General features: G+C 29.6%; 21 protein-coding genes. 6 read left to right on the forward strand and 15 right to left on the reverse strand.

Annotated features, from left to right (window positions below):
- Positions 1-151: 151 nt before the first annotated feature.
- The 3 genes from ACSIGC_RS02075 (at position 152) to ACSIGC_RS02085 (ending at position 1,666) form a co-directional block, all read left to right on the forward strand.
- The gene (locus ACSIGC_RS02075; RefSeq protein WP_442266521.1) at positions 152-607 is read left to right on the forward strand and encodes a hypothetical protein; all 456 of its coding nucleotides are present in this window, start codon (positions 152-154) and stop codon (positions 605-607) included.
- Between the two features lie 66 nt (positions 608-673).
- Positions 674-1,018, forward strand: a complete 345-nt coding sequence (locus ACSIGC_RS02080; RefSeq protein ID WP_442266522.1) for a hypothetical protein — start codon at positions 674-676, stop codon at positions 1,016-1,018.
- A 9-nt stretch (positions 1,019-1,027) separates the two neighbouring features.
- Positions 1,028-1,666, forward strand: coding sequence for a hypothetical protein (locus tag ACSIGC_RS02085; protein ID WP_442266523.1), 639 nt, complete (start codon positions 1,028-1,030; stop codon positions 1,664-1,666).
- 9 nt (positions 1,667-1,675) lie between these two features.
- Here ACSIGC_RS02085 and pdeM read toward each other — a convergent pair whose 3' ends face one another.
- From pdeM to ACSIGC_RS02110, 5 genes are read right to left on the reverse strand one after another with little or no spacing between them, the layout of a single operon-like run.
- On the reverse strand, positions 1,676-2,323 hold the full coding sequence (gene pdeM / locus ACSIGC_RS02090) for a ligase-associated DNA damage response endonuclease PdeM (RefSeq protein WP_442266524.1): 648 nt from the start codon (positions 2,321-2,323) through the stop codon (positions 1,676-1,678).
- The gene (locus ACSIGC_RS02095; protein WP_442266525.1) at positions 2,320-4,776 is read right to left on the reverse strand and encodes a ligase-associated DNA damage response DEXH box helicase; all 2,457 of its coding nucleotides are present in this window, start codon (positions 4,774-4,776) and stop codon (positions 2,320-2,322) included. The genes pdeM and ACSIGC_RS02095 overlap by 4 nt, the downstream gene beginning before the upstream one ends.
- Positions 4,773-6,359 carry an ATP-dependent DNA ligase gene (locus ACSIGC_RS02100; protein ID WP_442266526.1) on the reverse strand — a complete coding sequence of 529 codons (1,587 nt, stop codon included), beginning with the start codon at positions 6,357-6,359 and terminating at the stop codon, positions 4,773-4,775. Before ACSIGC_RS02100 ends, ACSIGC_RS02095 begins: the two co-directional genes overlap by 4 nt.
- A complete protein-coding gene (locus tag ACSIGC_RS02105; RefSeq protein WP_442266527.1) occupies positions 6,356-7,384 on the reverse strand; it encodes a ligase-associated DNA damage response exonuclease in 1,029 nt (342 codons plus the stop codon). Before ACSIGC_RS02105 ends, ACSIGC_RS02100 begins: the two co-directional genes overlap by 4 nt.
- 59 nt (positions 7,385-7,443) lie before the next feature.
- The gene (locus ACSIGC_RS02110) at positions 7,444-7,815 is read right to left on the reverse strand and encodes a rhodanese-like domain-containing protein (RefSeq protein WP_442266528.1); all 372 of its coding nucleotides are present in this window, start codon (positions 7,813-7,815) and stop codon (positions 7,444-7,446) included.
- A 210-nt stretch (positions 7,816-8,025) separates the two neighbouring features.
- Here ACSIGC_RS02110 and ACSIGC_RS02115 point away from each other — a divergent pair, with 210 nt between their 5' ends.
- Positions 8,026-10,233, forward strand: coding sequence for a TonB-dependent receptor (locus tag ACSIGC_RS02115; RefSeq protein WP_442266529.1), 2,208 nt, complete (start codon positions 8,026-8,028; stop codon positions 10,231-10,233).
- 59 nt (positions 10,234-10,292) lie between these two features.
- Here ACSIGC_RS02115 and ACSIGC_RS02120 read toward each other — a convergent pair whose 3' ends face one another.
- The gene (locus tag ACSIGC_RS02120; RefSeq protein WP_442266530.1) at positions 10,293-11,057 is read right to left on the reverse strand and encodes a winged helix-turn-helix domain-containing protein; all 765 of its coding nucleotides are present in this window, start codon (positions 11,055-11,057) and stop codon (positions 10,293-10,295) included.
- 279 nt (positions 11,058-11,336) lie between these two features.
- Between ACSIGC_RS02120 and ACSIGC_RS02125 the strand changes: the two genes are divergently transcribed.
- Both ACSIGC_RS02125 and rlmF read left to right on the forward strand, forming a co-directional pair.
- Positions 11,337-11,921 (forward strand): hypothetical protein, encoded by a 585-nt coding sequence (locus ACSIGC_RS02125; RefSeq protein ID WP_442266531.1) that lies wholly within the window; start codon positions 11,337-11,339, stop codon positions 11,919-11,921.
- 84 nt (positions 11,922-12,005) lie between these two features.
- Entirely contained in the window at positions 12,006-12,863 is an 858-nt protein-coding gene (gene rlmF, locus ACSIGC_RS02130; protein WP_442266532.1) for a 23S rRNA (adenine(1618)-N(6))-methyltransferase RlmF, read from the forward strand.
- A 7-nt stretch (positions 12,864-12,870) separates the two neighbouring features.
- Here rlmF and ACSIGC_RS02135 read toward each other — a convergent pair whose 3' ends face one another.
- From ACSIGC_RS02135 to ACSIGC_RS02175, 9 genes are all read right to left on the reverse strand, one after another.
- Positions 12,871-13,416 carry a DUF4251 domain-containing protein gene (locus ACSIGC_RS02135; protein WP_442266533.1) on the reverse strand — a complete coding sequence of 182 codons (546 nt, stop codon included), beginning with the start codon at positions 13,414-13,416 and terminating at the stop codon, positions 12,871-12,873.
- Between the two features lie 138 nt (positions 13,417-13,554).
- Positions 13,555-14,346, reverse strand: a complete 792-nt coding sequence (locus ACSIGC_RS02140) for a hypothetical protein (RefSeq protein WP_442266534.1) — start codon at positions 14,344-14,346, stop codon at positions 13,555-13,557.
- Positions 14,347-14,592: 246 nt separating this feature from the next.
- Positions 14,593-16,029, reverse strand: a complete 1,437-nt coding sequence (locus ACSIGC_RS02145) for an alpha-amylase family glycosyl hydrolase (RefSeq protein WP_442266535.1) — start codon at positions 16,027-16,029, stop codon at positions 14,593-14,595.
- Positions 16,030-16,031: 2 nt separating this feature from the next.
- Entirely contained in the window at positions 16,032-17,699 is a 1,668-nt protein-coding gene (locus ACSIGC_RS02150) for an alpha-amylase family glycosyl hydrolase (RefSeq protein WP_442266536.1), read from the reverse strand.
- A 2-nt stretch (positions 17,700-17,701) separates the two neighbouring features.
- Positions 17,702-20,080 (reverse strand): TIM-barrel domain-containing protein, encoded by a 2,379-nt coding sequence (locus ACSIGC_RS02155; protein WP_442266537.1) that lies wholly within the window; start codon positions 20,078-20,080, stop codon positions 17,702-17,704.
- Entirely contained in the window at positions 20,080-21,030 is a 951-nt protein-coding gene (locus ACSIGC_RS02160; protein WP_442266538.1) for an alpha/beta hydrolase, read from the reverse strand. The genes ACSIGC_RS02155 and ACSIGC_RS02160 overlap by 1 nt, the downstream gene beginning before the upstream one ends.
- Before the next feature lie 24 nt (positions 21,031-21,054).
- A complete protein-coding gene (locus tag ACSIGC_RS02165; protein WP_442266539.1) occupies positions 21,055-23,364 on the reverse strand; it encodes a glycoside hydrolase family 65 protein in 2,310 nt (769 codons plus the stop codon).
- Positions 23,365-23,391: 27 nt separating this feature from the next.
- Positions 23,392-24,051, reverse strand: coding sequence for a beta-phosphoglucomutase (gene pgmB / locus ACSIGC_RS02170; RefSeq protein ID WP_442266540.1), 660 nt, complete (start codon positions 24,049-24,051; stop codon positions 23,392-23,394).
- Entirely contained in the window at positions 24,044-25,420 is a 1,377-nt protein-coding gene (locus ACSIGC_RS02175; protein WP_442266541.1) for an MFS transporter, read from the reverse strand. Before ACSIGC_RS02175 ends, pgmB begins: the two co-directional genes overlap by 8 nt.
- Positions 25,421-25,426 lie beyond the last annotated feature (6 nt).

Raw genomic sequence — 25,426 nt, forward strand, 5'->3', positions numbered from 1 at the left:
AAACAAAAATATTTTCGATAACCTTAATTTACAATGATATAAATCATATCGAACAGCTGATTTATATCATTTTACAGCCTTCACATTACTAATAAATTTGTTTTAAACGGAAGATTAATGATTAAAAAATTCACACTTTAAAAATTATATCATGTTAAAATTTAGACATTTAATAATAATGCTTTTTCTATTGAGCTGTTCACTTAAGTCAGAATATTCATTGCCTAATAGTGAAGAAATTAATATTGACTTAATAGGAACATGGACAACACCTTGTATTAAAGGTTTTGAAGGTGATTCTTTAAAAATAAAAGCTTTAAATAAAAAGAAATACAAATTGATTTTTGATTCTAATGAAGAACTTATTTCTTATTCTATTAAAATTAAAGGTCAAGAAATCATGAATATTATTTCAAATACAGGTAATATGAATACTTTTTATGGTTTTGATGTAGAAAACGATACACTTAGGTTTTATGAAGTGAATCCTGAAATACTTAAAAAAGATATCACATCTAAAAAAGAATTACTCGACTTTTTTAAAAATAATATAAATAAAGAGAACTTCTTTATTAATGCTTGTATAATGCTGAAAAACAAGAAGTAAAATGATATCTGTCATAGTTTATTTATTATAAACTACATACATTTATAAAAATTAAATACCACTATTATGAGTACGAAATTACAATTAAAAACAAATTGGAATCATGAAGAACTTAAAGCTTATTTCTTTATCTACGCGATGAATGCTGATTTAAAAGAATCTGAGGAAGAATTGACTCTAATTAAAACTAAAGTTTCTGAATCAATTTTCAATAAAATGCATCTAGAGTTTAATTCAGACAATGATTATGAGTCTATTCATAAAATAAAAAACACACTACAAGATCTTAATTATTCTACACATCAAATTCAATTACTTTTTAATGAGATGAGAGATATTTTTAATGCTGATAACGATTTTTCTGTATTGGAAAGAAATTTAGCTTTAGGATTAAAAAGAATTACAGATTAATAAGTTCATATGAAAAAAATCATTCTTTTAGGAATACTATTATTATTTAATATTAGCTGTGTAAGCAATAAACTGGTTCAACAATATAAAAACCCTGATATAGGATTTTTTCATGCAAATAAAGTATTAATAATTAGTTTGAACACCAATACTGAATCAAGACAAATTACTGAAAACAGTATAGAAAAAGCTTTAAAAAATCAAGGTGTATTTGTTGAGAAAAGTATTGATTTTTTAAATACTCCTTTTATTAAAAAAGAAATATCTAAAACTGAATTTCAAAAAATTGAAGACGATTTATTAAAAAATGATTTTGATGCAATTTTGGTAACCAAAATAATAGGTAGACAAAAAAGATATCATACCACAAGTTTACTTTATCAGTACATGAAAAGTAATCAAACTTTTGAAGAATATTATTATGGAAATCAGTATAATTATATGATTGAAAAAGGAAAAAAAGAGGATTATGTTATTTTAGTTTTTGAAACGTCTTTATATTGTATTTGTCCGGATAAGGAAAGAGAACTGATATGGAAAGGTCAGTTTGAAATAAAAGATCAAGACAACATGGAAAAAAACATTAATAAATTAAAAAAGCAATTAATAAACTCTTTAAAAAATAATGACCTTTTAATTGAGCATTAAAATATATTTTCAAACTTTAAAAATTAGTTGTTCATCAAAGGCATAAACTTTATTCTCTTCTTGACTAAACTTTGTATTTAAACCTGTAAATAAGCTAAACGCTGGTAAAATTAACTGATGTTTACTTACCAAATAACACGGTAACTTTACATATTGATTTCCTTTGAATTTAATACGAACTCCAGGATGCATATGACCACAAATTATAGATTCTCCTTCAACTGCATCATCTAAATCATGGCGAAAAGTGAGTCCGTTTTCTCGTAAAAAAGTGACGGTTTCAAAACCGAGTTTTTGTATTTTCTTTTCAGACATTTTATCGTGATTCCCTTTGATCAGAACTTTATCAACATTTGAAATTGAAACTAACCACTCTTTAAAAGTCTCGATATTAGAATTGTATTTCGCATGAAATAAATCTCCAACCACAATAATTCTTTTTGGAGAAAAATGAGTGATTAAGGTTAATAAGCGTTGTAAGTCTTCATGTAAAACAGTGTCTGCAACAGCAATTCCATGTTGTCTAAAATGTGCTGTTTTACCAATATGAATATCAGATAAAATTAATGTTTCTTTGTCTTTCCAATAGATAACTCGTTGATTTGTTAAGGTCAATTTAGTATTGGAAAACTCAATATCTTCTGTTAAAATATTCACTGAATCAGTTTATAATGTTGTTTTTGTAATCGCAAAATACGATCTGCTAATTTCTCATTACTCATAGTATCTCGTAAACTATCAACTTTTATAGGAAAACTCAAAGGAGTATAGCCTCTCGCCTCTTTTAAAATGATTTTACTTTTCGAAATACGATCGAAAGCTTCAAATAAGCGTGCTTGTTCTAGCTGTTCATTAAACACTTCTGTATAGGCTTGTCGTAATAACAAATTATTTGGTTCATGATCTTCTAAAACTCTAAAAATTAAGCCTGATGACGATTGTAAACTCTTATTTGTTTTTCTTGCTCCGGGTTGCGACTGTACAACCAAACCAGCAATTACAGCAATATCACGAAACTTCCTACTAGCCATTTCAGAAGCATTTACACTTGCTATGGCATCTTCCATAAGATTTTCTTTGGACAATATACGATCTAAATTTTCTTCAAAAACAGGAATTTCTTGATCACTCAATAAATCAAATCCATAATCATTCATCGCAATTGTAAATGTAATTGGTTTCAATTTACTGATTCTGTAGGCAATTAATGATGCCATTATTTCATGAACCAAACGACCTTCAAAAGGATAGAAAAACAAGTGATAACCTTCTTTAGTTTTTATTTTTTCTACTAAAAATTCATCCGATTTTGGAATATGAGAATTACTATTTTGCGTTGTTAGCAACGGATTCAAAAACTTTAATTCTTTCTCTCTAATTCCAGGGTGCAAAGCATCATTAAGTTTTAATCGTAAATAATGACTCAAATATGAAGTTAATGGTAGCCTCCCTCCTTTCCAGCTTGGTGTAATTGCTTTTTTAGAATTACTTTTTTTCACAAAAACGGTCATGTCTTTAATATGAACGATTTCTAAAACTCGACCAGCTAATACAAATGGAGTTCCGTTTTTTAATTTAGAAATAAAGAACTCTTCAATCATACCAATAAATCCGCCTTTCATAAAACGAACTTTCAACATGGCATCACTTACAATAGCACCAACATTCATTCGATGTAACATGCTAATTCTCCTACTGGTAACTTTATATAAATTGGTTTCTTCTTCAAAGACTACTTTATGAAATTCCTCGTAAGTCTTTAAGATATTTCCGCCTTGCGTAATAAATTGCATTACCCAACTAAAATCTTCTTCAGTAAGTTCAGCAAAAGCATGTGTTTGCTGAATTAATTCAAAAGTTTCTTTCCATTGAAAACCTTCTCCTACAGCTAAAGACACTAAGAACTGAACTAAAACATCGTACGCTAAGACCACAGGAATTCTAGCTTCGACATCTTTTTGTTTTACGGCTTCTTTTAATGCAGAAACTTCAATTAATTGTAATGTATGAGTTGGTAAACAATACACTTTTGATACTTCGTTAGGTGAATGTCCACTTCTTCCCGCTCGTTGCATAAAACGTGCGATTCCTTTAGCAGAACCAATTTGTACTACACAATCTACAGGTTTAAAATCGACACCTAAATCTAAAGAAGAAGTACAAACTACGGCTTTCAATAATCCATCATTAATAGCGTCTTCAATCCAATTTCGTAGTTTTTTATCGATGGATCCATGATGAATCGCAATTTGCCCAGCCAAATCTGGATCAGTATCTAACAATAATTGATACCAAAGCTCTGATTGACTTCTAGTATTAGTGAAAATTAGTGTTGTCGTATTTTCATAAATAATAGGCAATACTTTTTTCACCAATTGTCCACCTAAATGACCAGCCCAAGGCAGTAATTCCACTTCATCAGGTAATAAAGAAACAATTTTAAGTTTCTTCTTTTCTTTGGAAGTGATGATTGTCGTTTTCAATTTTGGGTTTGGTAACAAAACTGTTTTTGCTTCTTCTAAATTTCCAATAGTTGCTGAAATTCCCCAAACTCTCAAATCTTTGGTTAACGATAGAATTCTAGCTATGGCTAACTCTGTTAAAACTCCACGTTTTGTAGCCAAAAGTTCGTGCCATTCATCAATTACAACACAGCGAATATTCTTAAACCATCTAGAATTTTTCTTTTGTGTAAACAACAAATGCATGGTTTCTGGAGTCGTTAACAATACATCCGGCATTTTTCGTTCTTGTTGTCGACGAATATTTTGAGGTGTATCGCCATTTCTAACAGCTGCAATCCAATCTAAACCAATTTCATCAATTGCAGCTTGCATTGCTTTTTGTAAATCTTTTGCTAAAGACCTCAGGGGACTTATCCATAATAATTTACAGCCTTTTTTATATTGATCAGAATGATTTAAATAATCTATCAAAACAGCTAAAAACAAGGAATAGGTTTTACCAAAACCTGTTGGTGCAACGACTAATCCACTATAATTTTGAGCGTATTTTTTCCAAGCTTTTAATTGAAAATCAAAAGGTGAAAAGTTTTTAGAAGACAACCAATCTTCAATAATTTTATATCCTTCAGTTGTTTCTATACTCATTGATTAAAAATTAAGTCTTTTACAGATTCTATAGTGTCGATATCAGCTACTGTTTTATCTTTTCGCCAACGTTTAATTCGAGGAAAACGAAGTGCAACACCAGATTTATGTCTATTACTTAAAGCGATTCCTTCAAAAGCAATTTCAAAAACCAATTCTGGTTTCACAGTTCGAACTGGTCCGAATTTTTCTGTAGCATTTTTAGTTACCCAACGGCTAACTTCAGTTATTTCAGCATTTGTAAGTCCGGAATAGGCTTTAGCAATCGTGACTAAACTATCGTCTTTTTTAACTGCGAACGTATAATCTGTGTATTTGGAACTTCTACGGCCACTACCCTTTTGTGCATAAATCATAACTACATCAATCGTTAATGGATCTATTTTCCATTTCCACCAAGTTCCTTTTTTTCGACCAATATGATACTCCGTATTTTTAGATTTCAACATTAATCCTTCAGCATTTATTTTTCTAGAATCGTTTCTAATTTCATCTAGTTTATTCCAAGAGTCTAATTTAATTACACTTGATAATTGAATAGAGTTAGTCTTATTATTTTGAAATATTCTTTCTAATTTCTTCCTTCTTTCATCAAGGCTTTCTGATCTAATATCTTCATTTTGATACTCTAACAAATCATAAGCATAAAATCCGATCGGAATTTCTTCTAATAGTTTCTTAGTAACATTCTTACGATTTAATCGCTTTTGTAAATCATTAAATAACAACACACTACTATCTTTAATAGCTAAAATTTCTCCGTCTAAAACAAAATCTTCTTTCCAGGTAGAAAATGCTTCTACGAGTTCAGGAAACTGATTTGTTACTAGTTCTTCTCCTCTACTCCAAATAAACAATTCACTATTTCGTTTTACAATTTGTCCACGAATTCCATCCCATTTATGTTCTATTTGCCAATCGTCTATATCGCCTAATTCTTCAAGTTCTTTCTCTAAACTGTATGCTAGAGCAAACGGATATGGTTTAGAATTATCATAGTTTATATGAGTTCCTGATAACAGTTCATCAAAAGAAATCGTATTGATATCCCAATTACCAATAATACTATGCATCAATTTATTTACATCGATATTCGTCAACTTTGCTAAAGCATTGACTAATGTTTTTTTAGAAACACCAATTCGAAAACTACCACCAATTAATTTATTGAAAATCAATCGTTCTTGCATCTGTAATCCGTTCCAAGCATTGATTACATATTCTTTTTTTTCTTCTTCACTTTTAGGTTTTAAAGCAATTAATTCAATCATCCATTCATGTAACGACTTTTCAATTGTTGCTTCTGGTTCAGATAATAATAAGGCTAAAGTCTCCCCTAAATCACCAACTGTACTATAACTTTCTAAAAACAACCATTCTGGGAGTTCAGAAATCTCTGCACACCATAATTTCATTAACGAAGATTTTACAGGTCGTGAAGGTCTTTTTCCTGTGAATAATGCAATCATCCAAAGTTTATCTTTGTCTGGTGCTGTTGCGAAAAAATCAACTAATGCATCAATTTTTGCATTGGTTTTATTTGTGATTTCTATTGCATTTATAAGTTCGGCAAACTGTTTCATGAAGTTGATTCTTGGGTTACAATTTGCTTTTCTTCTGATTCTATTTGATCGTTACCATATTCGGTAATAACTTCTTCAGATTCGATTCCGATTTCATTTAAATAACGAGAAAAAATAGCTTGAGATCCGTGAGTTACATAAACTTTCTCTGCGTTTGTTGCTTTTACAGCTTTAAGTAACCCATCCCAATCGGCATGATCACTTACTACAAAACCCGCATCTACGCCTCTCCAGCGTCTGTTTCCTCTAATTTGCATCCAACCAGAGCAAATTGCAGTAGCTACATTCGGAACTCTTTTCAGCATTTTACTTCCAAGCAAAGCTGGCGGCATAATGATAATTTTATTCTGAATATCAGCTTTTTTAAAATTTCCATCTAAGCGAATAGTTTCTGGAATTTTGACTCCTGAGGCTGTAATTGCAGTATTTATATGATGAATTGCATTATGAACATAGATTTCATCTAATCCTTCTAAAAGTTTCATAATACGTTGTGATTTTCCTAACGAATAACCAAAAAACACACTTGTTCGATTATTGGCTTTGTTTTTTGCCACCCAATTATGGATTTGTGACTGAATCGCAGCTTCTGTTTGCCATTTATAAATTGGTAATCCGAAAGTACTTTCAGTTATGAATTCGTGACACGTAATTGGTTCAAAAGGAATAGTTAAATTATCTTCTTTTATTTTATAATCTCCAGAAAAAACTACAACTTTTCCTTTGTATTCTAATCTAACTTGAGAAGATCCGATAATATGTCCAGCAGGATGAAAACTAACTTTAACTCCATTAATAGTTTTAGATTCATTGTAATTGAGTGTTTCTACAGAAATATCTTGACTAATACGTTGTTTTAAAATATTTTTAGTGTGAGTATGACAAAGATAATGTTTCATTCCCCAACGTGCATGATCTGCATGTCCGTGTGATATCACTGCATAATCTACAGGATGCCAAGGATCGATATAAAACTTTCCAGGAGTACAATAAATGCCTTTTTTGGTGAAACGAATTATTTTCATGTTTAACAAATTTAATAAATTATTAAACAAAAAAATAATTATGATGAGATTATTAAAGTTTATTTATTTTCTTTAGACCAAGCTAAATAACCTCCATTTAAATCATAAATTTTTTTAAAACCTAATTCATTACATATTTCAGAGGCTTTGCCGCTTCTTTTTCCACTTCTACAATACAAATAAATTGGTTTCTCTTTATTTAATTTATTTAATTCAGTTTTAAATGATGATGAGAAATAATCTAACGATTTTGCATTCGTAATATGACCTTGATTAAATTCTTTGGAAGTTCTAACATCTATTAATTGAATATCTTCTTTAGAAATGTATTCTTTTAATTGAGATGCATTTAATTTAATAATATTAGAGGTTTCTTGAGTATTACAAGCTAACATTATTATTAAAATCATTACAGTAAATATTGGTTTCATAATAATTATAAAGTTACACTATTAAAAAATATATAGTAAATATAGGATAAAAATAACTCTTAATTTACTGAATAAAAGCTTATAAACTCTACCTTGATTTTTACCTGTTAATTACACGTTAAACTTTATTAAAATAAGTTAATTAGGATATCTAATTTTTAGTTTTACATGCTCAAAAATGATTAATAAAATCTACCATTAAGTATAAAAATGAAATACCTAATAACTGTATGTTGCTTATTATTCTTGCAACATTCTTTCGCGCAAATTCTAAAAGGAAAAATAGTATCGCAAAATGATATCCCAATAGTAGAAGCCCATATTTTTAATTCAGATGATGAACATCATACGCATAGTAATCATAGAGGTACTTTTGTTTTACATCATGTAAAAGTTGGAGACACATTAATTGTGAGTCATATCAACTACAAAAAGAAACAAGTCATTATAAAAGATTTAAAGTCAATTACAATAATTTTAGAAGAAAACTTAGTCTCTCTTGAAGAAATTACCATTGCTAAAAAATTAAATGCTTTAAATGTAATTGCAGATGTAGACATACAAGTTTCACCAGTAAATTCGTCACAAGAAATTCTACAAAAAGTTCCTGGTTTATTTATTGGTCAGCATGCAGGTGGAGGAAAAGCTGAACAAATTTTTCTTCGTGGATTTGACATCGACCATGGAACTGATATTACAATAACAGCAGATGGGCTTCCTGTAAATATGGTATCTCATGCACACGGACAAGGATATGCAGATTTACACTTTGTAATTCCAGAAACCGTTGATAAAATAGATTTCGGTAAAGGTGCGTATTATGCAGATAAGGGAAATTTTAATACGGCAGGATATGTAAACTTTAAAACCAAAGAGAGATTAAGCAATAATTTATTAAAGCTAGATGTGGGGCAATTTAACACAAAACGTTTATTAGGAATGTTTAATATTGTGAATAACAACAAACAGAGTGCTTATGTTGCTTCAGAATATATTTTGACAGATGGATATTTCGAGAGTTCTCAAAATTTCAATAGACTAAATATTTTTGGAAAATACAGTTTAAATGTAACTGACAATGATAAAGTTGGATTAACTGTTTCTCATTTTACAAGTAAATGGGATGCTTCTGGGCAAATTCCTCAACGTGCTGTAGATAGTGGATTAATAACTCGTTTTGGTGCTATTGACGATACTGAAGGAGGTTCTACAAGCAGAACTAACGCTTTACTTACTTACAACAAGATAATTTCTGAAAATGCTTCTATTAAAAACAAAGTTTTTTATAATCGTTATGATTTTGAGTTGTTTTCTAATTTCACTTTTTTCTTAGATGATCCTGTTAATGGTGATCAAATTAAACAAAAAGAAACTCGAAGAATTTTCGGTGCAACAAGTGATTACAAACAAAATTTTACTTCATTTGACGGAAGTTTTTCTGCCGGAATTAGCTTGCGAAATGATCGAAGTTTTGGTAATGAATTAGCAAATACAGTAAATCGTAAACAAACTTTAAATCGAATTCAGTTTGGTGATATCAATGAAACAAACCTTGGAAGTTATGTAAGTGCTAATTTTAACTTCGGAAAGTTTACTATAAATCCAGCTTTACGCTTAGATTATTTCAATTTCCAGTATAATGACAATTTACAAACGAATTACGAAACACAGTCTGAAACAGCTAGCATTGTGAGTCCGAAATTAAACATTTTCTACAATCATAATGACAATACTCAGTTCTATTTAAAAACAGGTAAAGGTTTTCATTCAAACGATACTCGAGTAGTTGTTGCTCAAAATGGAAATACAATTTTACCTGCTTCTTATGGATTTGATGCTGGAATTATCTGGAAACCTATTCCTAAAGTTTTAATTAACACAGCATATTGGTATTTATTCTTAGAACAAGAGTTTGTGTATGTTGGAGATGCAGGAATTGTAGAACCTAGCGGAAAAACTAACCGTCAAGGAATTGATTTTAGTTTAAGATATGAACCAATTGATCAACTTTATTTCAATTTTGATGCAAATTATACACACGCAAGAGCTTCAGAAGAATTAAAAGGACAAGATTTTATTCCTTTAGCTCCAGATTTTACATTAACAAGTGGATTAAGCTATAAAAGTAAATCAGGATTTTTTGGAAGCGCGCAACTAAGATATATTAAAGATAGACCAGCAAATGAAGATAATTCTATTGCTGCAGAAGGTTACACCGTAACAGATTTAAATGTTGGTTATGAGTATAAAAACATCACATTTGGTATACAAGTGAAAAACCTTTTTAATACAGAATGGAATGAAACTCAATTTGCAACAGAATCTCGTTTGCAAAATGAAGTAAATTCTGTTGAAGAAATTCATTTTACACCTGGAACTCCTTTTTTCTTAACAGGAACTATTTCTGTTAGGTTTTAGGGATTTAATCTAATTTCAAAAATCATTTAAAAAGACTCGATTACAATATTGAGTCTTTTTTATTTTACAATTAGCTTATATCCAACTCCGTGAACATTGGTAATTTTTATGGTTTCGTCTTCAGCTAATTTCTTGCGTAATTTAGAGATATAAGTATCTAAACTTCTACTAACAACTACTCCATTATCTTCCCAAACTTTCTTAGTTAGTTCTTCTCTTTTTACAGTTTGATTCAAATTTTCTACAAGAATTAAAAGTAAATCACATTCTTTTTTAGATAAGTTCAATTCACTAGAGTTTCTAATAAGAATATTCCTATCTGGTAAAAAAGAATAATTACCTATAGTTAATTTCACTTCTTGTTCAACTACTATATTTTTATTTTTTTGTTGTTTCTTTTTAAATAGTAGTAAGAGAATAATAGTTACTACAATTAATAAAACTACTATGAAATAAAGACTTTTATAATTAGATGAGCTTGTTGTTAAGTCTCCTGTAAAGTTTATTCTAATCGTATAACAACTTTTAGCTAAAATTCTATTGGCACAAGGAATAATACCTTCTTGTATTTCTTGTTGCATTAAATAACTATAAGCAACTTCGTTATCAATACACTGAAATACTTGTACAATGTAAGCTTCTGGTAATTTTGCCTTTTTAAAATTCGTTTCAATAAGTTTTACCAGCTTACTGGGTTCGATTTCTATAGTATTGGGAAATGCTAATTCATAAGTTGTATCATCAATTTTTTTCACAGGTAAAACAGGAGATGTTAAATCTTTATTTGCAATAAGTAATTCGTGACCAACTTGTCTTAATGACACTTTTACTATTTCTGAAAAATAAGATTCTGAAGATGAATTACACGAAATCAAACTAATTAAAAATAGCAAGACAATTGTTCGTATTAAGCTTGAAAAAAGTTTTTTACAAATCATTACAACAAATAACATATAATTTTACCAAAATTTATAGCTTTTGACACTTCTTTTACACTCTTTTGACACTTTTTGGAAAAGCATACTCTAACTTTGAGATATAAAAATGAAATAAAATTTCGCGATATTTTCTCATAAATTACTAATTATTAAATCAATAAAAAAATGGTTAAATATATAATCTTAGGTTTTACTTTACTTTTTACAATTTCTTGTAAAAAAGAAAATAAAGTAGAAAAAAAACAAGATAATACAATTGCTGAAACAGTAAAAACGAACAATTATATTAGTCCTTATGACAGTTTTGTTTACGATTTTTCAAAAAATATCAATCTGTATGAATTAACTATGAAAACTTTTCAAATTGATAAGGATAAACATAGTTTTGAAATAGACATAAAATTGATTCAAGGAGCATTTTTTGTATCCCCTAAATCTAAAGGAGATTTTAAAGGAAAATTTAGAGTAGAAATTAGTGATAATAAACATATCGCTATAGAAAAAGGGATTACTGAAAGTCCATTATCTAAAGAAGTTTTCGATTCTCATCCATTTGTAAATGGTTATGTAAATTGGGTTAAAGAAAATACAATTTACAATAAGAATTATAAAATAAAAACACCAAGAGAAAACTTCACTGTAACAGGAGTTATAAAGTTTGTCATAGAACCTCGTTGTACATTAGAAGAAATTCCATTTATTATAGTTCATGAACGTGGTGAATTAAGAGTTCGTAGAGATGATTGTTAATAGTTAATGATCAGTTAATAATATATTATTCATTGCTTATTGATAATTGTTCTCTAACGTTTTTTTGATAATTTTGACAATCTTATGCATTCAAGAAATTTACATAAAGATTCAGCTTACGATTTTGAAAAATTATCAGATGTAAATCCTGATTTAAAATCTTTTACTTTTAAAAACGAATATCATACAACTACCATAGATTTTGGAAATCCAAAAGCTGTGGTAGCTTTAAATAAGGCGATTTTAATCGCGAATTATAATGTATTAAACTGGGAATTACCCGAAGGATATTTATGTCCACCAATTCCTAGTAGAGTTGATTATATTCATCATATAGCTGATATTCTTCATAAAAATAAGGAAGTTAGAGGCTTAGACATTGGCGTTGGTGCAAATGCAATTTACTGTATTTTAGCAAGTCAAGTTTATAATTGGAAAATGGTAGGATGTGACATTAATGCTGAAAGTATTAAAATTGCTCAAAAAAATATTGATTTTACCCCCCAATTAAAGAAAAATGTAAGTTTAATTTATCAAACTAATAATGCAAACATCTTTGAAGGCATCATAAAAACTGATGATTATTTCGATTTCTCGGTTTGCAATCCTCCTTTTCATAGTTCAGAAAATGAAGCAAAAAAGGGAACACAACGTAAACTTAACAATTTAAATAAAAAAGAATTTGAGCTTAATTTTGGTGGTCAAGCAAACGAACTATGGTGTAATGGTGGTGAAGCTTTGTTCTTAAAAAGAATGATTAAACAAAGTATTTTATTTAAAAATCAAGTAGGATTTTTTACGAGTTTAATAGCTAAGAAAGAAAATTTAACTAAACTAGAAAAACAACTATCAAAATTAAAAGCAAAACATAAAATTATTCCAATGCAACATGGAAATAAAATAACAAGAATTTTAGTTTGGTCTTTTACCAAAGATTTATAAGTTCTAATTATTCCGTAATTACACCAGAATATTGAATTGGAAACCTGTGAGTTGAATTAATATCCATTTTAGTTTTCAAGTTCTTATAAATCACTAAAGTTACATCATAACTTTCTGTATTTGAGTTTTTATCTCGAATTGTAAATTTAATTTGATGATTATCTCTTTTAGTCTTAGAAGTTTTATAGTTTGTTATTTTAGCATCAAATTCAATTCCAATATTTGTACTGTTATAATTTCCAGCGAATTGACGTTCACCATAGTAAGGTAAATTACCTTTAGTTATAGAATCTTTATTAAATTTAAAAACACTTCCATGACCAGTGATATCTATCATATTTATAGTATTTCCGTTTGGTAAAAGTACATTAGCAGGTAAAGAATTTAAAGCGGCGGTTATTCTTGGAAAAGCTTTTCTAGAATCAATACGAAACGGTTTTCCTTCTACTATTTCATTAAACTTTTTCAACTGAACAGCAGTGTAATTTTCTTTGGTAGAAGCACAACTAGTTATTAAAACTATCACAAACAAAAAATATAATACTCTTTTCATAATAAATGCTTTCTTATAAAATTACGAAAAAAGATTATAATTACCTGATAACATTACGTTAAAACTATATTTTACAGAATTAAAAATAAAAAGAGAGACAAAAACGTCTCTCTTTAATCAATCTTAACTAATCTCTATTTATGGCATCCAGAATGAAGAAATTTTATCATTCCAAGATACTCTCCAAAACCATGTTCCAGATAAAGTGTGATGCCTTAAATTACTTTCCCCATAAAACTGAGATGTATGGTATTTATTAAATGTTAATCTTTTTCCTGTGTAACAGCTATGTTCATAAAAACTAACTTGTTGAAATTCATTAGATCTCATATAAAAAGAACTAATTCTGTCATTATTATGCCCTAAATATTGCTTACCATAAGTCCTTTTATTTAAACCTCTAATATCTGTTAATTCCCATGCGTAGTTAATATCTTCGAAAAATCGGATTTCATCATTTCCAGGTAAATCAATATCAAAGCAATTATTTCTCGAAGCTAATTTTCCCTTAATAGGTTCTTTTGTTGGTTCTGTAACTTGTTCTTCCTTTGTGTATTCATCTATTTCATTCACTGTATCGAAGATTTTCATAGTAATTTCTTTATAATTTCCTTCTTCTTTCACATTTAAAACTAAAGTTCCTTGAGGCCCTTCTTTATCTTTTCCAAAAATTTCTTTGGCAATAGCATCATCTCCATAAGCATCTATTAATTCTTGAGTTTCATTATTGAATACATATGTTATTTGGAATTTTTTCCCATAATAATCGTATTTGTGATTTATGTTTATAATTTCATTTGGAAATTCCTTTGTAGAAAAATTTGTTTTAGATTTTAAATCTGTATTATTTTCGACAATTTCATCATTATTCTGACATCCAATAATTAAAATACTTAATGCAATTACTATGTAGTTATAAAATACTTTCATTCTTTAAATTTTGTGTTTTATTCATTTTAGTTAGATCGTTATGTAATAGCTATTGTTTGATCATGAAGCAAAACTAGTATCAGTAAAAAAATATCTTATAAGGGGTTTTCCCTTTTTTAGTTCAGGAAAAAAAGGAAATAACTCAGTTGTTATACTAGAAATTTAAAAATTGAAAACTTGATATTATAACACAAAAAAGGATCATGAAATTTTCATGATCCTTTCAAAGTACAGTTGATTTTTAGTTTATTTCGTCTTTTCTAAAACTAAATATTGCCAAGGTTGTAATTCGACCTCTGTAGTTCCTTTAAATTCTTTGTTCGTAAAGTAATCTTTTTGAGTTGCTTCTGAAGTTAAAGTAACTTTCTGACTTTCTTTAGATAAGTTAGCAACAAATGTTAATTTATCTCCTTCTTTTGCTCTTGAAAAAGCTAACACATGATCATTTTTAAGATCTATTTTAGTATAATTTGCTTTTTCTTTTCCTCCATGCATCGCTTTATTAGTTTTCTTTAAGTTAGCTAATTGTTCTAATAAAGTCCACTCTGTACCTTTAGTTTTTGGAATAGAATCTTTTTCGAAAAACTTTAATCTATGACTTAAACCATATTCTTGCCCTGAATAAATTAAAGGCATTCCTGGTGTTACATAATTTAATACAGTAAATGCACTAGCTCCTTCTCCCATTCTTTCTTTAATAGTTCCATTCCAAGAGTTTTCATCGTGATTTGTAACAAAATTCATAATAATATCGTCAGCTGCATAACGCTCTACATCTTTATCAAAAGTAGCATACCAATCATCTACTTTTTTCTCACCTTTAGCAACATGGTTCATTGCATGATGACGATCCCAACCGTACCCCATATCAAATAATCCATCTTTTAATAATTCTGGCTCCCAGGCTTCTGCTAACATAAAAATGTCTTTTTTAGCTCTTAATTGTGGAATAGCTTCTTGCCAAAAAGCAGTAGGAACCTGTCCAGCTACATCACAACGGAAACCATCAACATTTTCGTTAACAATCCAGTGGCTCATATCTGCAATCATTTGTTTGCGTAAATCCGGATTTTCATAGTTTAAATCGGCAACATCTGTCCAGTCAGTTCCTTCAGGATGAACAACTTCTCCTTTGTCATTTTTTGTGTAAAAATCAGGATTAGTTGTTAACCAAGTATGATCCCAACCTGTGTGATTAGGAACCCAATCTAAAATCACATAAATACCGTTATCATGAGCAGTTTTTACTAATTTTCTAAAGTCTTCAATAGTTCCGAACTCTGGATTAATTTTTTTGAAATCAGACACAGCATAATAACTTCCTAAGTATTTTTTTCTTTCAGCTTCGGGAAACTCAGAAGCAAATTTACTATCCTTTCCTCCTGTAGCTTTTCGTTTCGTTTCAGAAATTGGAAATACTGGCATTAACCAAATAATTTTCACTCCTAACTTCTTTAACTCAGGAATATCTTTTGTAAAAGCATCGAAACTACCTTCTGGTGAATATTGACGAATATTGGCTTCATAAATCACCGCAGTTTCTAAAACTTCTTTAGAAATTGGTTTTAACTTTTCAGTAATTATTTTTTCTTCATTATTTGCTAGCTTTTCTTCTTTTTTAACTTCTTGTTTACAAGAAAGAAGTAATAGTCCTATAGATAGTATACTTAGTATTTTTTTCATGGTTAAATCTTTTCTAATAAAATTGTTTTTAATGGTGAGTTTAGTGTTACTTTTCCTTCGTTAACTATTACTTTCTGACCAGAATAAGCATCTTTTAACTTGTCTCCATTTTCGAAAACTGATGTTACATCAATTATTTTTTCGCCTTGGTTTAAATCAACTCCAATTACAACTTTGTCTGTAAATGTATCTTTACTATAATTTCTAGAGAAAACATATGGTGACTCAGTTATCACAGAATGAGTTCCTGCTCCAACAGCTGGATGATTTTTTCTGAACTGACCTAATTTTTGCCAATGTGCTAAAACTTCTTGTGTTTTTTGATCATTTTGAATGGCATCCCAATTCATAAATGAACGTAAAGTAGCGTCACCTTCAGTTCCTTCGATAATTAAAGATCTAGCAGATTCATCTCCATAATATACTTGAGATGTACCTAAACCTAATAATAATCGATTTGCTGTTTCAAAAGTTTTTTCTCGAGCAGGATCATAAGGCATTCCATCATCATGAGAACTCATGTAATTCAACACTCCATATCCTTTTAAATCGTTGCTTAAAACTTGATTATATTTTTCATTAAAGTCTTTAAAAGATAGTTGTTTAGCATTCCATTTAAATTCAAAATTGATTAAACTATTAAATGCATTATCGAAATAATTCACTTCTTTATCTCCAAAATTGAATTGTTTTCCGTTTGAAATACTGTAATTATACACCTCTCCAACTAAATAAAATCCATTGTCATCTAACACTTTAGATGGATTATTCTTTTTCCATTCCGCAAATGTATAATCACACTCTTTTCTAAATTCTTGCCAAACATTTTCTTCTGTATGCTTAACGGTATCAACTCTATAGCCGTCAATTCCATATTCTGTGATATAATCAGTTAACCATTTCATGATATGAAAACGAGGCGCTCTTGGATACTCTGTTCTTGTAAAGAATTCATCTAATTCTTTTACTTCTTGTTCGTAACGCCCTTCTTTCTTCCACTTTTCAACTAATTGCGGTGGTAAGGCAACTTCTTCGTTACTTTCGGTTTTAATATCTGGTAAGTTTTTTACTAAAGTACAAGTGATTGTATTTTCATAATTATCATATTTACACTGTGGATCTGTACGAACCCATTCGTCTGGCCAAACAGGATCTTTATCTGTTACTGGACCAGTATGATTAATTACAGCATCAAGTAAAATTCTAATGCCATGCTTATGTGCTGTTTCTACTAATTCTTTTAAATCCTTATCAGTTCCATAATTAGGATCAATTTTAGTCCAATCTTTAGTCCAATACCCATGAAAACCATAAGTAATTCCAGTTCCTTCATCAGTTCCTCCATGAATTTGTTCTACAACAGGAGTCATCCAAATCGCATTTATTCCTAATTTATCGAAATAACCTTCAGAGATTTTTTGAGTAATTCCTTTTAAATCTCCGCCTTTAAATCCACGAAGTTTTGCCGTTTTCTTAGAACGATCGAAGTTGATATCGTTAGAAGTATCACCATTATTAAAACGATCTGTAAGTAAAAAGTATAAATTCGCTCCGTTCCAAACAAAAGGAGTTTCTTTTTTTTCAGCTACTGGTTTTTCTTCTGCTTTATTTTGCTCTTTGCAACTAACAATGATTAAAGCAAAAAATATTATTAAATATAGTTTCTTCATTACTATAATTTTATAGTGATTTTATTTGATTTTGAAGTGTGCCATTGTACAGGAATTACTAATTGGTTTTTAGTAGAATCCCAAGTAAACTCGACCTTCTTGTTGTTTGTTTTTACCTTTTTAGGTTTTGATTTAATATTATGAACTATTAAATTGATTTCTTTTTTACTTTTCTTGAAATTTTCTCCAATTTGTGCTTTTAATTGGATTGAAATTGATTTCTCTTTAGCTTTTGATGAAAACTTTAAAATTTCATACTGTTTTTTTTCAAAAGCATTTGCAGTAACTCCATCATCATTGTACAATTCTCTATTTGATTTTTTTACTGAAACATGATGATAATAATGTAAATCAAATGTATGTAAAGAATAATCTTTAGTTGTTTGTACAATACTCGTTAAAGGAATAAAACTCCCTGCCTTTACATAGGTTGGAATGTTTTCTTCTGTAGTTTTAACATCCTTTGACTTTCCTCCTTCTTCAAGCTCATCAGAATAAAAATTAAACCAATAATGATTTTTAGGAAAGTATACTTTTTGCTCGGTTTGTTTAGCTTTTAAAATCGGACTAATTAAAAAATCATTACCCCATAAATATGAAGTTGAATTTGTAAAAAGTGATATAGTATTATCTTCAAAAAACAAAGGACGCATTAACGGTTTTCCTTTCTGATTGTTTTCAAAAACTAAGTTATAATTATAGGGTAATAATTGATAACGTAATTCAATTGCTTTTTTAGCGAGTGCCTTAGCTTTATCTGCTCTAAAAATAGGTTCACTAGGAACTTCTTCTTGTGCATGAGGTCTGAAAATAGGTTGAAAGACACCATATTGTAACCAACGTACATATAATTCATCATCTAAATTAGCACCTGCAAATCCGCCTAAATCAGAATGCATATAAGATAATCCTTGCATTCCCATTTGTAAAGCAATTTCTGGTTGACTTTGTAAACCACCCCAAGTTCTATTAACATCACCAGACCAAGGAATTAATCCAAATCGTTGTGAGCCAGAATATCCTGCTCGCATTAAAATAAACGGACGTTCATTAGGATAGTTTGTTTTATAACCATCATAAATTAATTTTGCCCAATCGTGACCGTAAATATTATGAACTTCATCTGCAGTTCCTGTAGCGTGTAGCAATTTAGAAGGATGAACTTCTGGTTCTCCTAAATCTCCCCAGAAACCTTCAACTCCCATATCTTTTAAGCCTTTATAAATATTCCAAAACCATTTGTTCCCTTCAGGATTATAAATATCAATTAAACCTGTATTTCCAAAATAGAAATCGTAGGTAAAAGGATTTCCAGCTTCATCTTTACCTAAAATTCCTTTAGATTTAGCTTGATCCCATTTTTTAGATGTAGTTAAAATAAACGGTTCAGTAATTAAAACAGTTTTTACACCTTCTTTCTTGAAATCACTGACCATTTTCTTCATATTAGGAAAAGAATCTTTAAAGACTTCTAAATTTCCCATAGTACCTTTTATATCTTTTCCGAACCAATATAAATCTAAAATAACAGCATCTACTGGAATCTTCTCATTTTTAAAAGCTTGTATTGTATTTCTAGTTTCTTTTTCTGAATGATATCCAAATCTACTAGAAAAATTTCCTAAACTCCAACGTGGAATCATTGGTTGTTTCCCAGTTAAATCTGTATAATTGTCTAATAGTTCATACCAAGTATCACCAACAATAACCTGATATGTTTTTCTACCAGAAATTGTTTCATAAGTCAACGAATTATTCTTTTCACTATCTAAATCTAAATATCCAATTGGAGCGTTATCAAAGTGAATCATATATTTCTTTGAAGAAACTACCACTGGCATGGTAAAATTCATTAGCTCTGATCGAGTTTCATAACCATAATGAGCTCTGTTGTATAATTGTAACTTATTTCCTCTTCTATTCATTCCTAATGCTCTAGCACCTGTTCCATATAAAACTTCTTCTGAAGTTAAATTCAATTCTATAGCATCATTATTTTCTTTTTTATGAAAACCTTTTTTTTCTGAAGTTATTAAGTTTCCGTTGTAGTAATATTTTATCTGAAAAGGAGATTTAATAATTTCTACAGTAGTTGTTTTGGTTTTAAAAATAACTTTTTCACCAGAATCATTTAAATAGATATCTACATTATCAGGTTGTTTGATTACAGCATGAGATGCTGAAGAAAAAGTTTCTTCTTTTGGAATAAAATTAGTTTCTATTATTTGATTAGAATAAAAACGAATTTTGTAGGTGCCATCATTAACTTTAACAGTTAAAATATCACCATTCTGTACAAAAGCTTCTTTAAAAATTCTGTTACTATTTTGCGCGTATACAAACGTTTGTATACAAAATAAAATGAAGAAAAGTTTTTTCATTATTTCTTTAATAAAAATAAAAGAGGAATATCTAATCGTTTAGCCCAAGATATTTCTGAATGATCTGTTCCTTCAAAAAATAAATTCTTAGCATTAACTGTATATCCTTTTTGCTTTAAAATTTCGTCTACTTTAGGAGCATACTGAGGATAATGCCGATCTAAAGTTTTATTTCCGTAATCGAAGTAAATTTTATGTGTTCCAGAATTTGGTAAATTCTGAGTCATATATTTAAATATTGCATCTGGAAAAGGATTTTCATCCATTGGCATTGCGCCTACCCAATGTGTAGACAAACAAGCTGCTCCTCCAAATACTTTTGGATATTCACTGACTGCATACATAGACATTAATCCACCCATACTTGAACCCATAACAAACGTATGATCTTTATCTGTATAAACGGAATAATTACTATCAATAAAAGGTTTTAGTTCTTTTACTATGAAATTCAAATAATTATCACCATTTAAAGTAAAATCACTTGATCCGGAGATACTTTTTAATAGTTTTTTAGATTCTTCATCTATAAAATTATAAGCTTTTTGAGGAAATAAATCTTGCCATCTAATCTTTGGAATATTATGTATTCCAACAACAATAAAGTCTTTAATTTTTTCTTCTTTAACTAGTTTTGATGACCATTCATCAACTTTCCATTCTTGTTTATTCCAAGTTTGAGTACTATCAAAAAGCATTTGACCATCGTGCATGTACAAAACATTATACTTTTTTTTATTAGAATAATCTTTTGGTAACCAAATATCTACAGGTCTTTCTTTAATAAATTTAGAAGAAAAATGTTCTAAACGTTCTAAAGTCCCTTCAAATAAAGTAATACTTGTTTGCTTGTTAATTACAAAATTCTCATTCTTTTGAGCATTACTTTTAACTTGAGTATTACAACTCAACACTATAAACAAAACTATAAGGTGTAGAACATTTTTCATACTTAAATTTAACGAACTTAATTACTATACTGTTACTAAACTGTTAGGTTTTACCAGTATTTTATTATTATTTACCAGAAGTTCTAATTCTTTATTTCCTTCTAGTTCAAATTCAGTTCCTTTCTTTGAAACATTTACTTTTAATATTTGATTTCTGAAGTTTATCTTAAAAGAAAATGCATCCCATTGTTTAGGAATTTGTGGTGTAAAACTTAATAATCCGTCTTTAATACGCATTCCACCAAAACCTTCAACAATACTCATCCATGTACCTGCCATGGAAGTGATATGCAAGCCTTCTTCTACTTCTTTGTTATAATCATCTAAATCTAAACGAGAAGTTCTTAAATAGAACGTATAGGCTTGATCCATTCTTCCTAGTTTAGCCGCTTGAATACTGTGAACACAAGGAGAAAGAGAACTTTCATGAACTGTAAAAGGTTCATAAAAATCGAAATGTCTTTCTAATTCTTCTGTTGTAAAATGATCTTCAAAGAAATAGAATCCTTGTAATGTATCTGCTTGCTTTATGTAAGGTGAACGTAAAATACGATCCCAACTCCACTTTTGATTAATTGGACGTTGTGATTGATCTAAATCTGCAACGGTAATTAACTCTTTGTCTAAAAATCCATCTTGTTGTAAGTAAACTTGATGCTTTTCAGAATATGGGAAATACATATTGTCTGCAACTTTCTTCCAATCCGCTAACTCTTCAGCTGTAATGTTTGTTTTAGTTGCAATTCTATCATAATCAGTAGAAAAATCAGATTTAACAATCTCTATATTTTCCAAAGCATAATCGATACACCATTTTGCTATGTAGTTTGTGTACCAATTATTGTTGATGTTGTTCTCATACTCGTTAGGACCAGTTACACCTAACATTACATATTTTTGTTTATCCTCCGAAAAGTTAACTCTTTGGTGCCAAAAACGTGCAATTCCAATAAGAACTTCTAGTCCCATTTCTGGAATGTAACTGTAATCATTTGTGTACCTATGGTAATTGAAAATAGCAAAAGATATTGCTCCATTTCTATGAATTTCTTCAAAAGTTATTTCCCATTCATTATGACATTCTTCACCATTCATAGTTACCATAGGATATAAAGCTGCTCCGTTTTTAAAACCTAAGTTTTTCTCAGCATTTTCAATGGCTTTATCTAACTGATGGTATCGATACGTTAGTAAACTCTTGGCAACTTCTTGATTTTTAGTAGCCATATAAAATGGTAAACAATATGCTTCGGTATCCCAATATGTACTACCTCCATATTTTTCACCTGTAAATCCTTTCGGACCAATATTTAATCGAGCATCTTTACCTAAATATGTGTGGTTTAATTGCATGATATTAAATCGAATACCTTGCTGAGCTTTTACATCTCCTTCGATAGTGATATCTGCCATTTCCCAAATATTAGCCCAAGCTTTTTTTTGCTGAGATAATAATGTTGAAAATCCTAAATCTGTTGCTAATTTTAAGGTGTTTTTAGCAGCTGTAATCAATTGATTTTTATCGTGGTTTCTATCTACTACATAACCTCCAAACTTATGAATACTAGCAGTCTCATTCGTTTTTACTTGAGTTACATACTTGAAAGAAACTTTAGTTGCTGATTTTTCAATTTCTGGATTTAGCTCTTGCTTTTTAGTGTTTACAAAAACTTCAGATTGCATAAAAGTACAAGTATGAAAATTAGTTTTCATTGTATGTGCTTCTATAAATGCTTGATCATTTTCTGTTGAAACATTTATCGTGTTCCAAAATTGATCATCCCAATTACTGTCTTCATTTTGAATACCACTATCTAAATAAGGCTCAAAAATAACTGTAGCATCACCAGAAATAGGTGTTATATTATAAGAAATTGCTCCTACTTCATCTAAATCGATACTTAAGAAACGTTTTGTTTCTACTTTTACTTCAAGTCCGTTGGCTAATGTAGCATTGAAACTACGTGATAACCAACCTTCTTTCATATTTAACTCTCTTCTAAAATTAGATATTTTCTTACATGTATTTAAATCAAGTTCTTCTCCGTTGATACATACATTAATTCCTATCCAATTTGGTGCATTTAAAACTTTAGCAAAATACTCTGGATATCCATTTTTCCACCATCCTACTCTAGTTTTATCAGGATAATAAACTCCGGCGATATAACTACCTTGAAAAGTTTCACCTGTATATTTTTCTTCAAAATTAGCGCGTTGCCCCATGGCTCCATTACCAATACTGAATAAACTTTCAGATGATTTTACTCTATCTTCATTAAATCCTTCTTCAATAATAGACCATTCGTTCGGTATGATATAATCTTGATTCATTTCTAGTTTTTAATTATTGTACGGGGGTTAGTGTTTGTTTATAAGTTGAGATATAAATTCTTCTGATATTTCAGAAAAATCTTTGAATACATAATCTGCTTCAGACAGTACATCTTTTTCGCCGATACCTATAGATATCATATTAGCAGCATTTGCAGCTTGAATTCCGGCAATAGAATCTTCAAAAACGATACATTTTTCTGGAGCTATTTCTAAATTTTCAGCGGCTATAATAAAAACTTCGGGGTCTGGTTTTGCTTTAGAAACATTTGTTCCATCTACTATAGAGTCAAATTTGTCAAATAGTTCAACTTTCTTTAAAATCGTTCTTGCATTTTTACTTGCAGAACCTAAAGCCAATCCTTGATTTTCTACTTTTAAAAGGTTTAAAACTTTTGGAACATCGACTAAAATTTCATCTTCAGTCATTGTTTCTATATAAGACAAATAATCAGTATTTTTCTTGTCCATTAATTGAAGAAATTCTTCTTCAGATATAGAAATCCCTCCCCAATTTAAAATCTTCTCAAGTGATTTTACTCTACTTACTCCTTTTAATTGCTCATTTTGATCTTCTGTAAAATCGATACCTAAATCGTTAGCTAATTTTTTCCAAGCTAAAAAATGGTATTTAGCGGTGTCTACAATAACACCATCTAAATCAAATATGAATCCTTTTTTATTCATTTTCAATTTCGTATGTAATTGCTTTCTTGTTAGTTATTAAAAAGTTAGATAGTCCTGCCAGGATTAATGAAATACCTGCTACAAGCATTGCATTAATAGCTTCTTTTCCAAAAAGATTAGAAATAAATACTATACCTCCTATTGCAGCTATAATTTGTGGTATTACTATAAACATGTTAAAAATTCCCATAATCACTCCCATTTTCTTAGGATCTACAGAACTTGATAACATTGCATAAGGCATAGAAAGTATACTACCCCAAGCAAAACCAATTAGTATAAATGAAATTGTTAGATATTCATGAGAAGGAATAAATTTCATAATTAAAAAACCAATTCCTCCAAGAATTAGAGAAACCATGTGTACATATTTTCTATTGATTCTTCTTTTTGATGTGTAAAGAACTAATAGTAAAGCAAAAGCCATAGATGATAATCCATAAACTCCCATATAAGATCCTACAGAATTAGATGCTTTTTGAAAAGCAGTATTTGCTACATTGTAAGCTTCTAATTCTGTAGGGTTATCCATATTGTAACTCTCTTTTACCGGAGCTGGAGCGTCAAATACATGTTCTGTTAAAGCTGGATTAGCCATACTCCACATCGTAAAAAATGCAAACCAACTGAAAAATTGAATTATTCCTAATCTTTTCATTGTAGTAGGCATACTACCAATGTTATTTATGATATCTGGTATAAATTGATTTTTCTTTGCTTTTTCACGTTCAAATTCTTCCATGTCTTCTGGAGGATATTCTGATGTTGTAAACACTGTATAAAGTATACTAACTAAAAACACAAAAGCACCAACAGCAAAAGCAACTTTTACGGTCATTGGAACTACTCCTTGCGCAGCAGAATCACTAACACCCAAAGTAGAAACAACCCATGGTAAATTACTTGCTACCCAAGTACCAATGCCAATGATTAATGTTTGAACGACAAATCCATATGAACGCTGAGATTCTGGCAACTTATCTGCTACTAAAGCTCTAAATGGTTCCATTGAAATATTAATAGAAGCATCTAAAATCCATAGAAAACCAACAGCTATCCATAATACAGGTGAATGAGGTACAAAAAATAAAGCTAAGGAACTTAAAATAGCTCCAATAAGAAAATACGGTCTTCTTCTACCCCACCTTGGATTCCAAGTTCTATCACTTAAGTATCCAATAACCGGCTGTACTAGTAAACCTGTTAAAGGGGCAGCAATCCACATTAATGGAATATCGTCTTTTGCAGCTCCTAATGTTTGAAATATTCTTGACATAAATCCGCCTTGTAAGGCGAATCCAAATTGTATTCCAAGAAAACCAAAACTCATGTTCCAGATCTCCCAGAAATTTAATTTACGCTTGTTCATTATCGT

The sequence above is a fragment of the Tenacibaculum aquaeponti genome (genome assembly GCF_052084715.1).
GTDB lineage: Bacteria > Bacteroidota > Bacteroidia > Flavobacteriales > Flavobacteriaceae > Polaribacter.

Bases quoted from the DNA above. Each gene is read 5' to 3' on its own strand.
- ACSIGC_RS02110 (WP_442266528.1), bottom strand. From the start codon at position 7,815: ATGAAACCAATATTTACTGTAATGATTTTAATAATAATGTTAGCTTGT.
- pgmB (WP_442266540.1), bottom strand. From the start codon at position 24,051: ATGAATAAAAAAGGATTCATATTTGATTTAGATGGTGTTATTGTAGAC.
- ACSIGC_RS02135 (WP_442266533.1), bottom strand. From the start codon at position 13,416: ATGAAAAGAGTATTATATTTTTTGTTTGTGATAGTTTTAATAACTAGT.
- ACSIGC_RS02105 (WP_442266527.1), bottom strand. From the start codon at position 7,384: ATGAAAATAATTCGTTTCACCAAAAAAGGCATTTATTGTACTCCTGGA.
- ACSIGC_RS02175 (WP_442266541.1), bottom strand. From the start codon at position 25,420: ATGAACAAGCGTAAATTAAATTTCTGGGAGATCTGGAACATGAGTTTT.
- ACSIGC_RS02145 (WP_442266535.1), bottom strand. From the start codon at position 16,029: ATGAAAAAAATACTAAGTATACTATCTATAGGACTATTACTTCTTTCT.
- ACSIGC_RS02115 (WP_442266529.1), top strand. From the start codon at position 8,026: ATGAAATACCTAATAACTGTATGTTGCTTATTATTCTTGCAACATTCT.
- ACSIGC_RS02085 (WP_442266523.1), top strand. From the start codon at position 1,028: ATGAAAAAAATCATTCTTTTAGGAATACTATTATTATTTAATATTAGC.
- ACSIGC_RS02100 (WP_442266526.1), bottom strand. From the start codon at position 6,359: ATGAAACAGTTTGCCGAACTTATAAATGCAATAGAAATCACAAATAAA.
- ACSIGC_RS02165 (WP_442266539.1), bottom strand. From the start codon at position 23,364: ATGAATCAAGATTATATCATACCGAACGAATGGTCTATTATTGAAGAA.
- ACSIGC_RS02095 (WP_442266525.1), bottom strand. From the start codon at position 4,776: ATGAGTATAGAAACAACTGAAGGATATAAAATTATTGAAGATTGGTTG.
- ACSIGC_RS02080 (WP_442266522.1), top strand. From the start codon at position 674: ATGAGTACGAAATTACAATTAAAAACAAATTGGAATCATGAAGAACTT.
- ACSIGC_RS02125 (WP_442266531.1), top strand. From the start codon at position 11,337: ATGGTTAAATATATAATCTTAGGTTTTACTTTACTTTTTACAATTTCT.
- rlmF (WP_442266532.1), top strand. From the start codon at position 12,006: ATGCATTCAAGAAATTTACATAAAGATTCAGCTTACGATTTTGAAAAA.
- ACSIGC_RS02150 (WP_442266536.1), bottom strand. From the start codon at position 17,699: ATGAAGAAACTATATTTAATAATATTTTTTGCTTTAATCATTGTTAGT.
- ACSIGC_RS02140 (WP_442266534.1), bottom strand. From the start codon at position 14,346: ATGAAAGTATTTTATAACTACATAGTAATTGCATTAAGTATTTTAATT.
- ACSIGC_RS02155 (WP_442266537.1), bottom strand. From the start codon at position 20,080: ATGAAAAAACTTTTCTTCATTTTATTTTGTATACAAACGTTTGTATAC.
- ACSIGC_RS02160 (WP_442266538.1), bottom strand. From the start codon at position 21,030: ATGAAAAATGTTCTACACCTTATAGTTTTGTTTATAGTGTTGAGTTGT.
- ACSIGC_RS02075 (WP_442266521.1), top strand. From the start codon at position 152: ATGTTAAAATTTAGACATTTAATAATAATGCTTTTTCTATTGAGCTGT.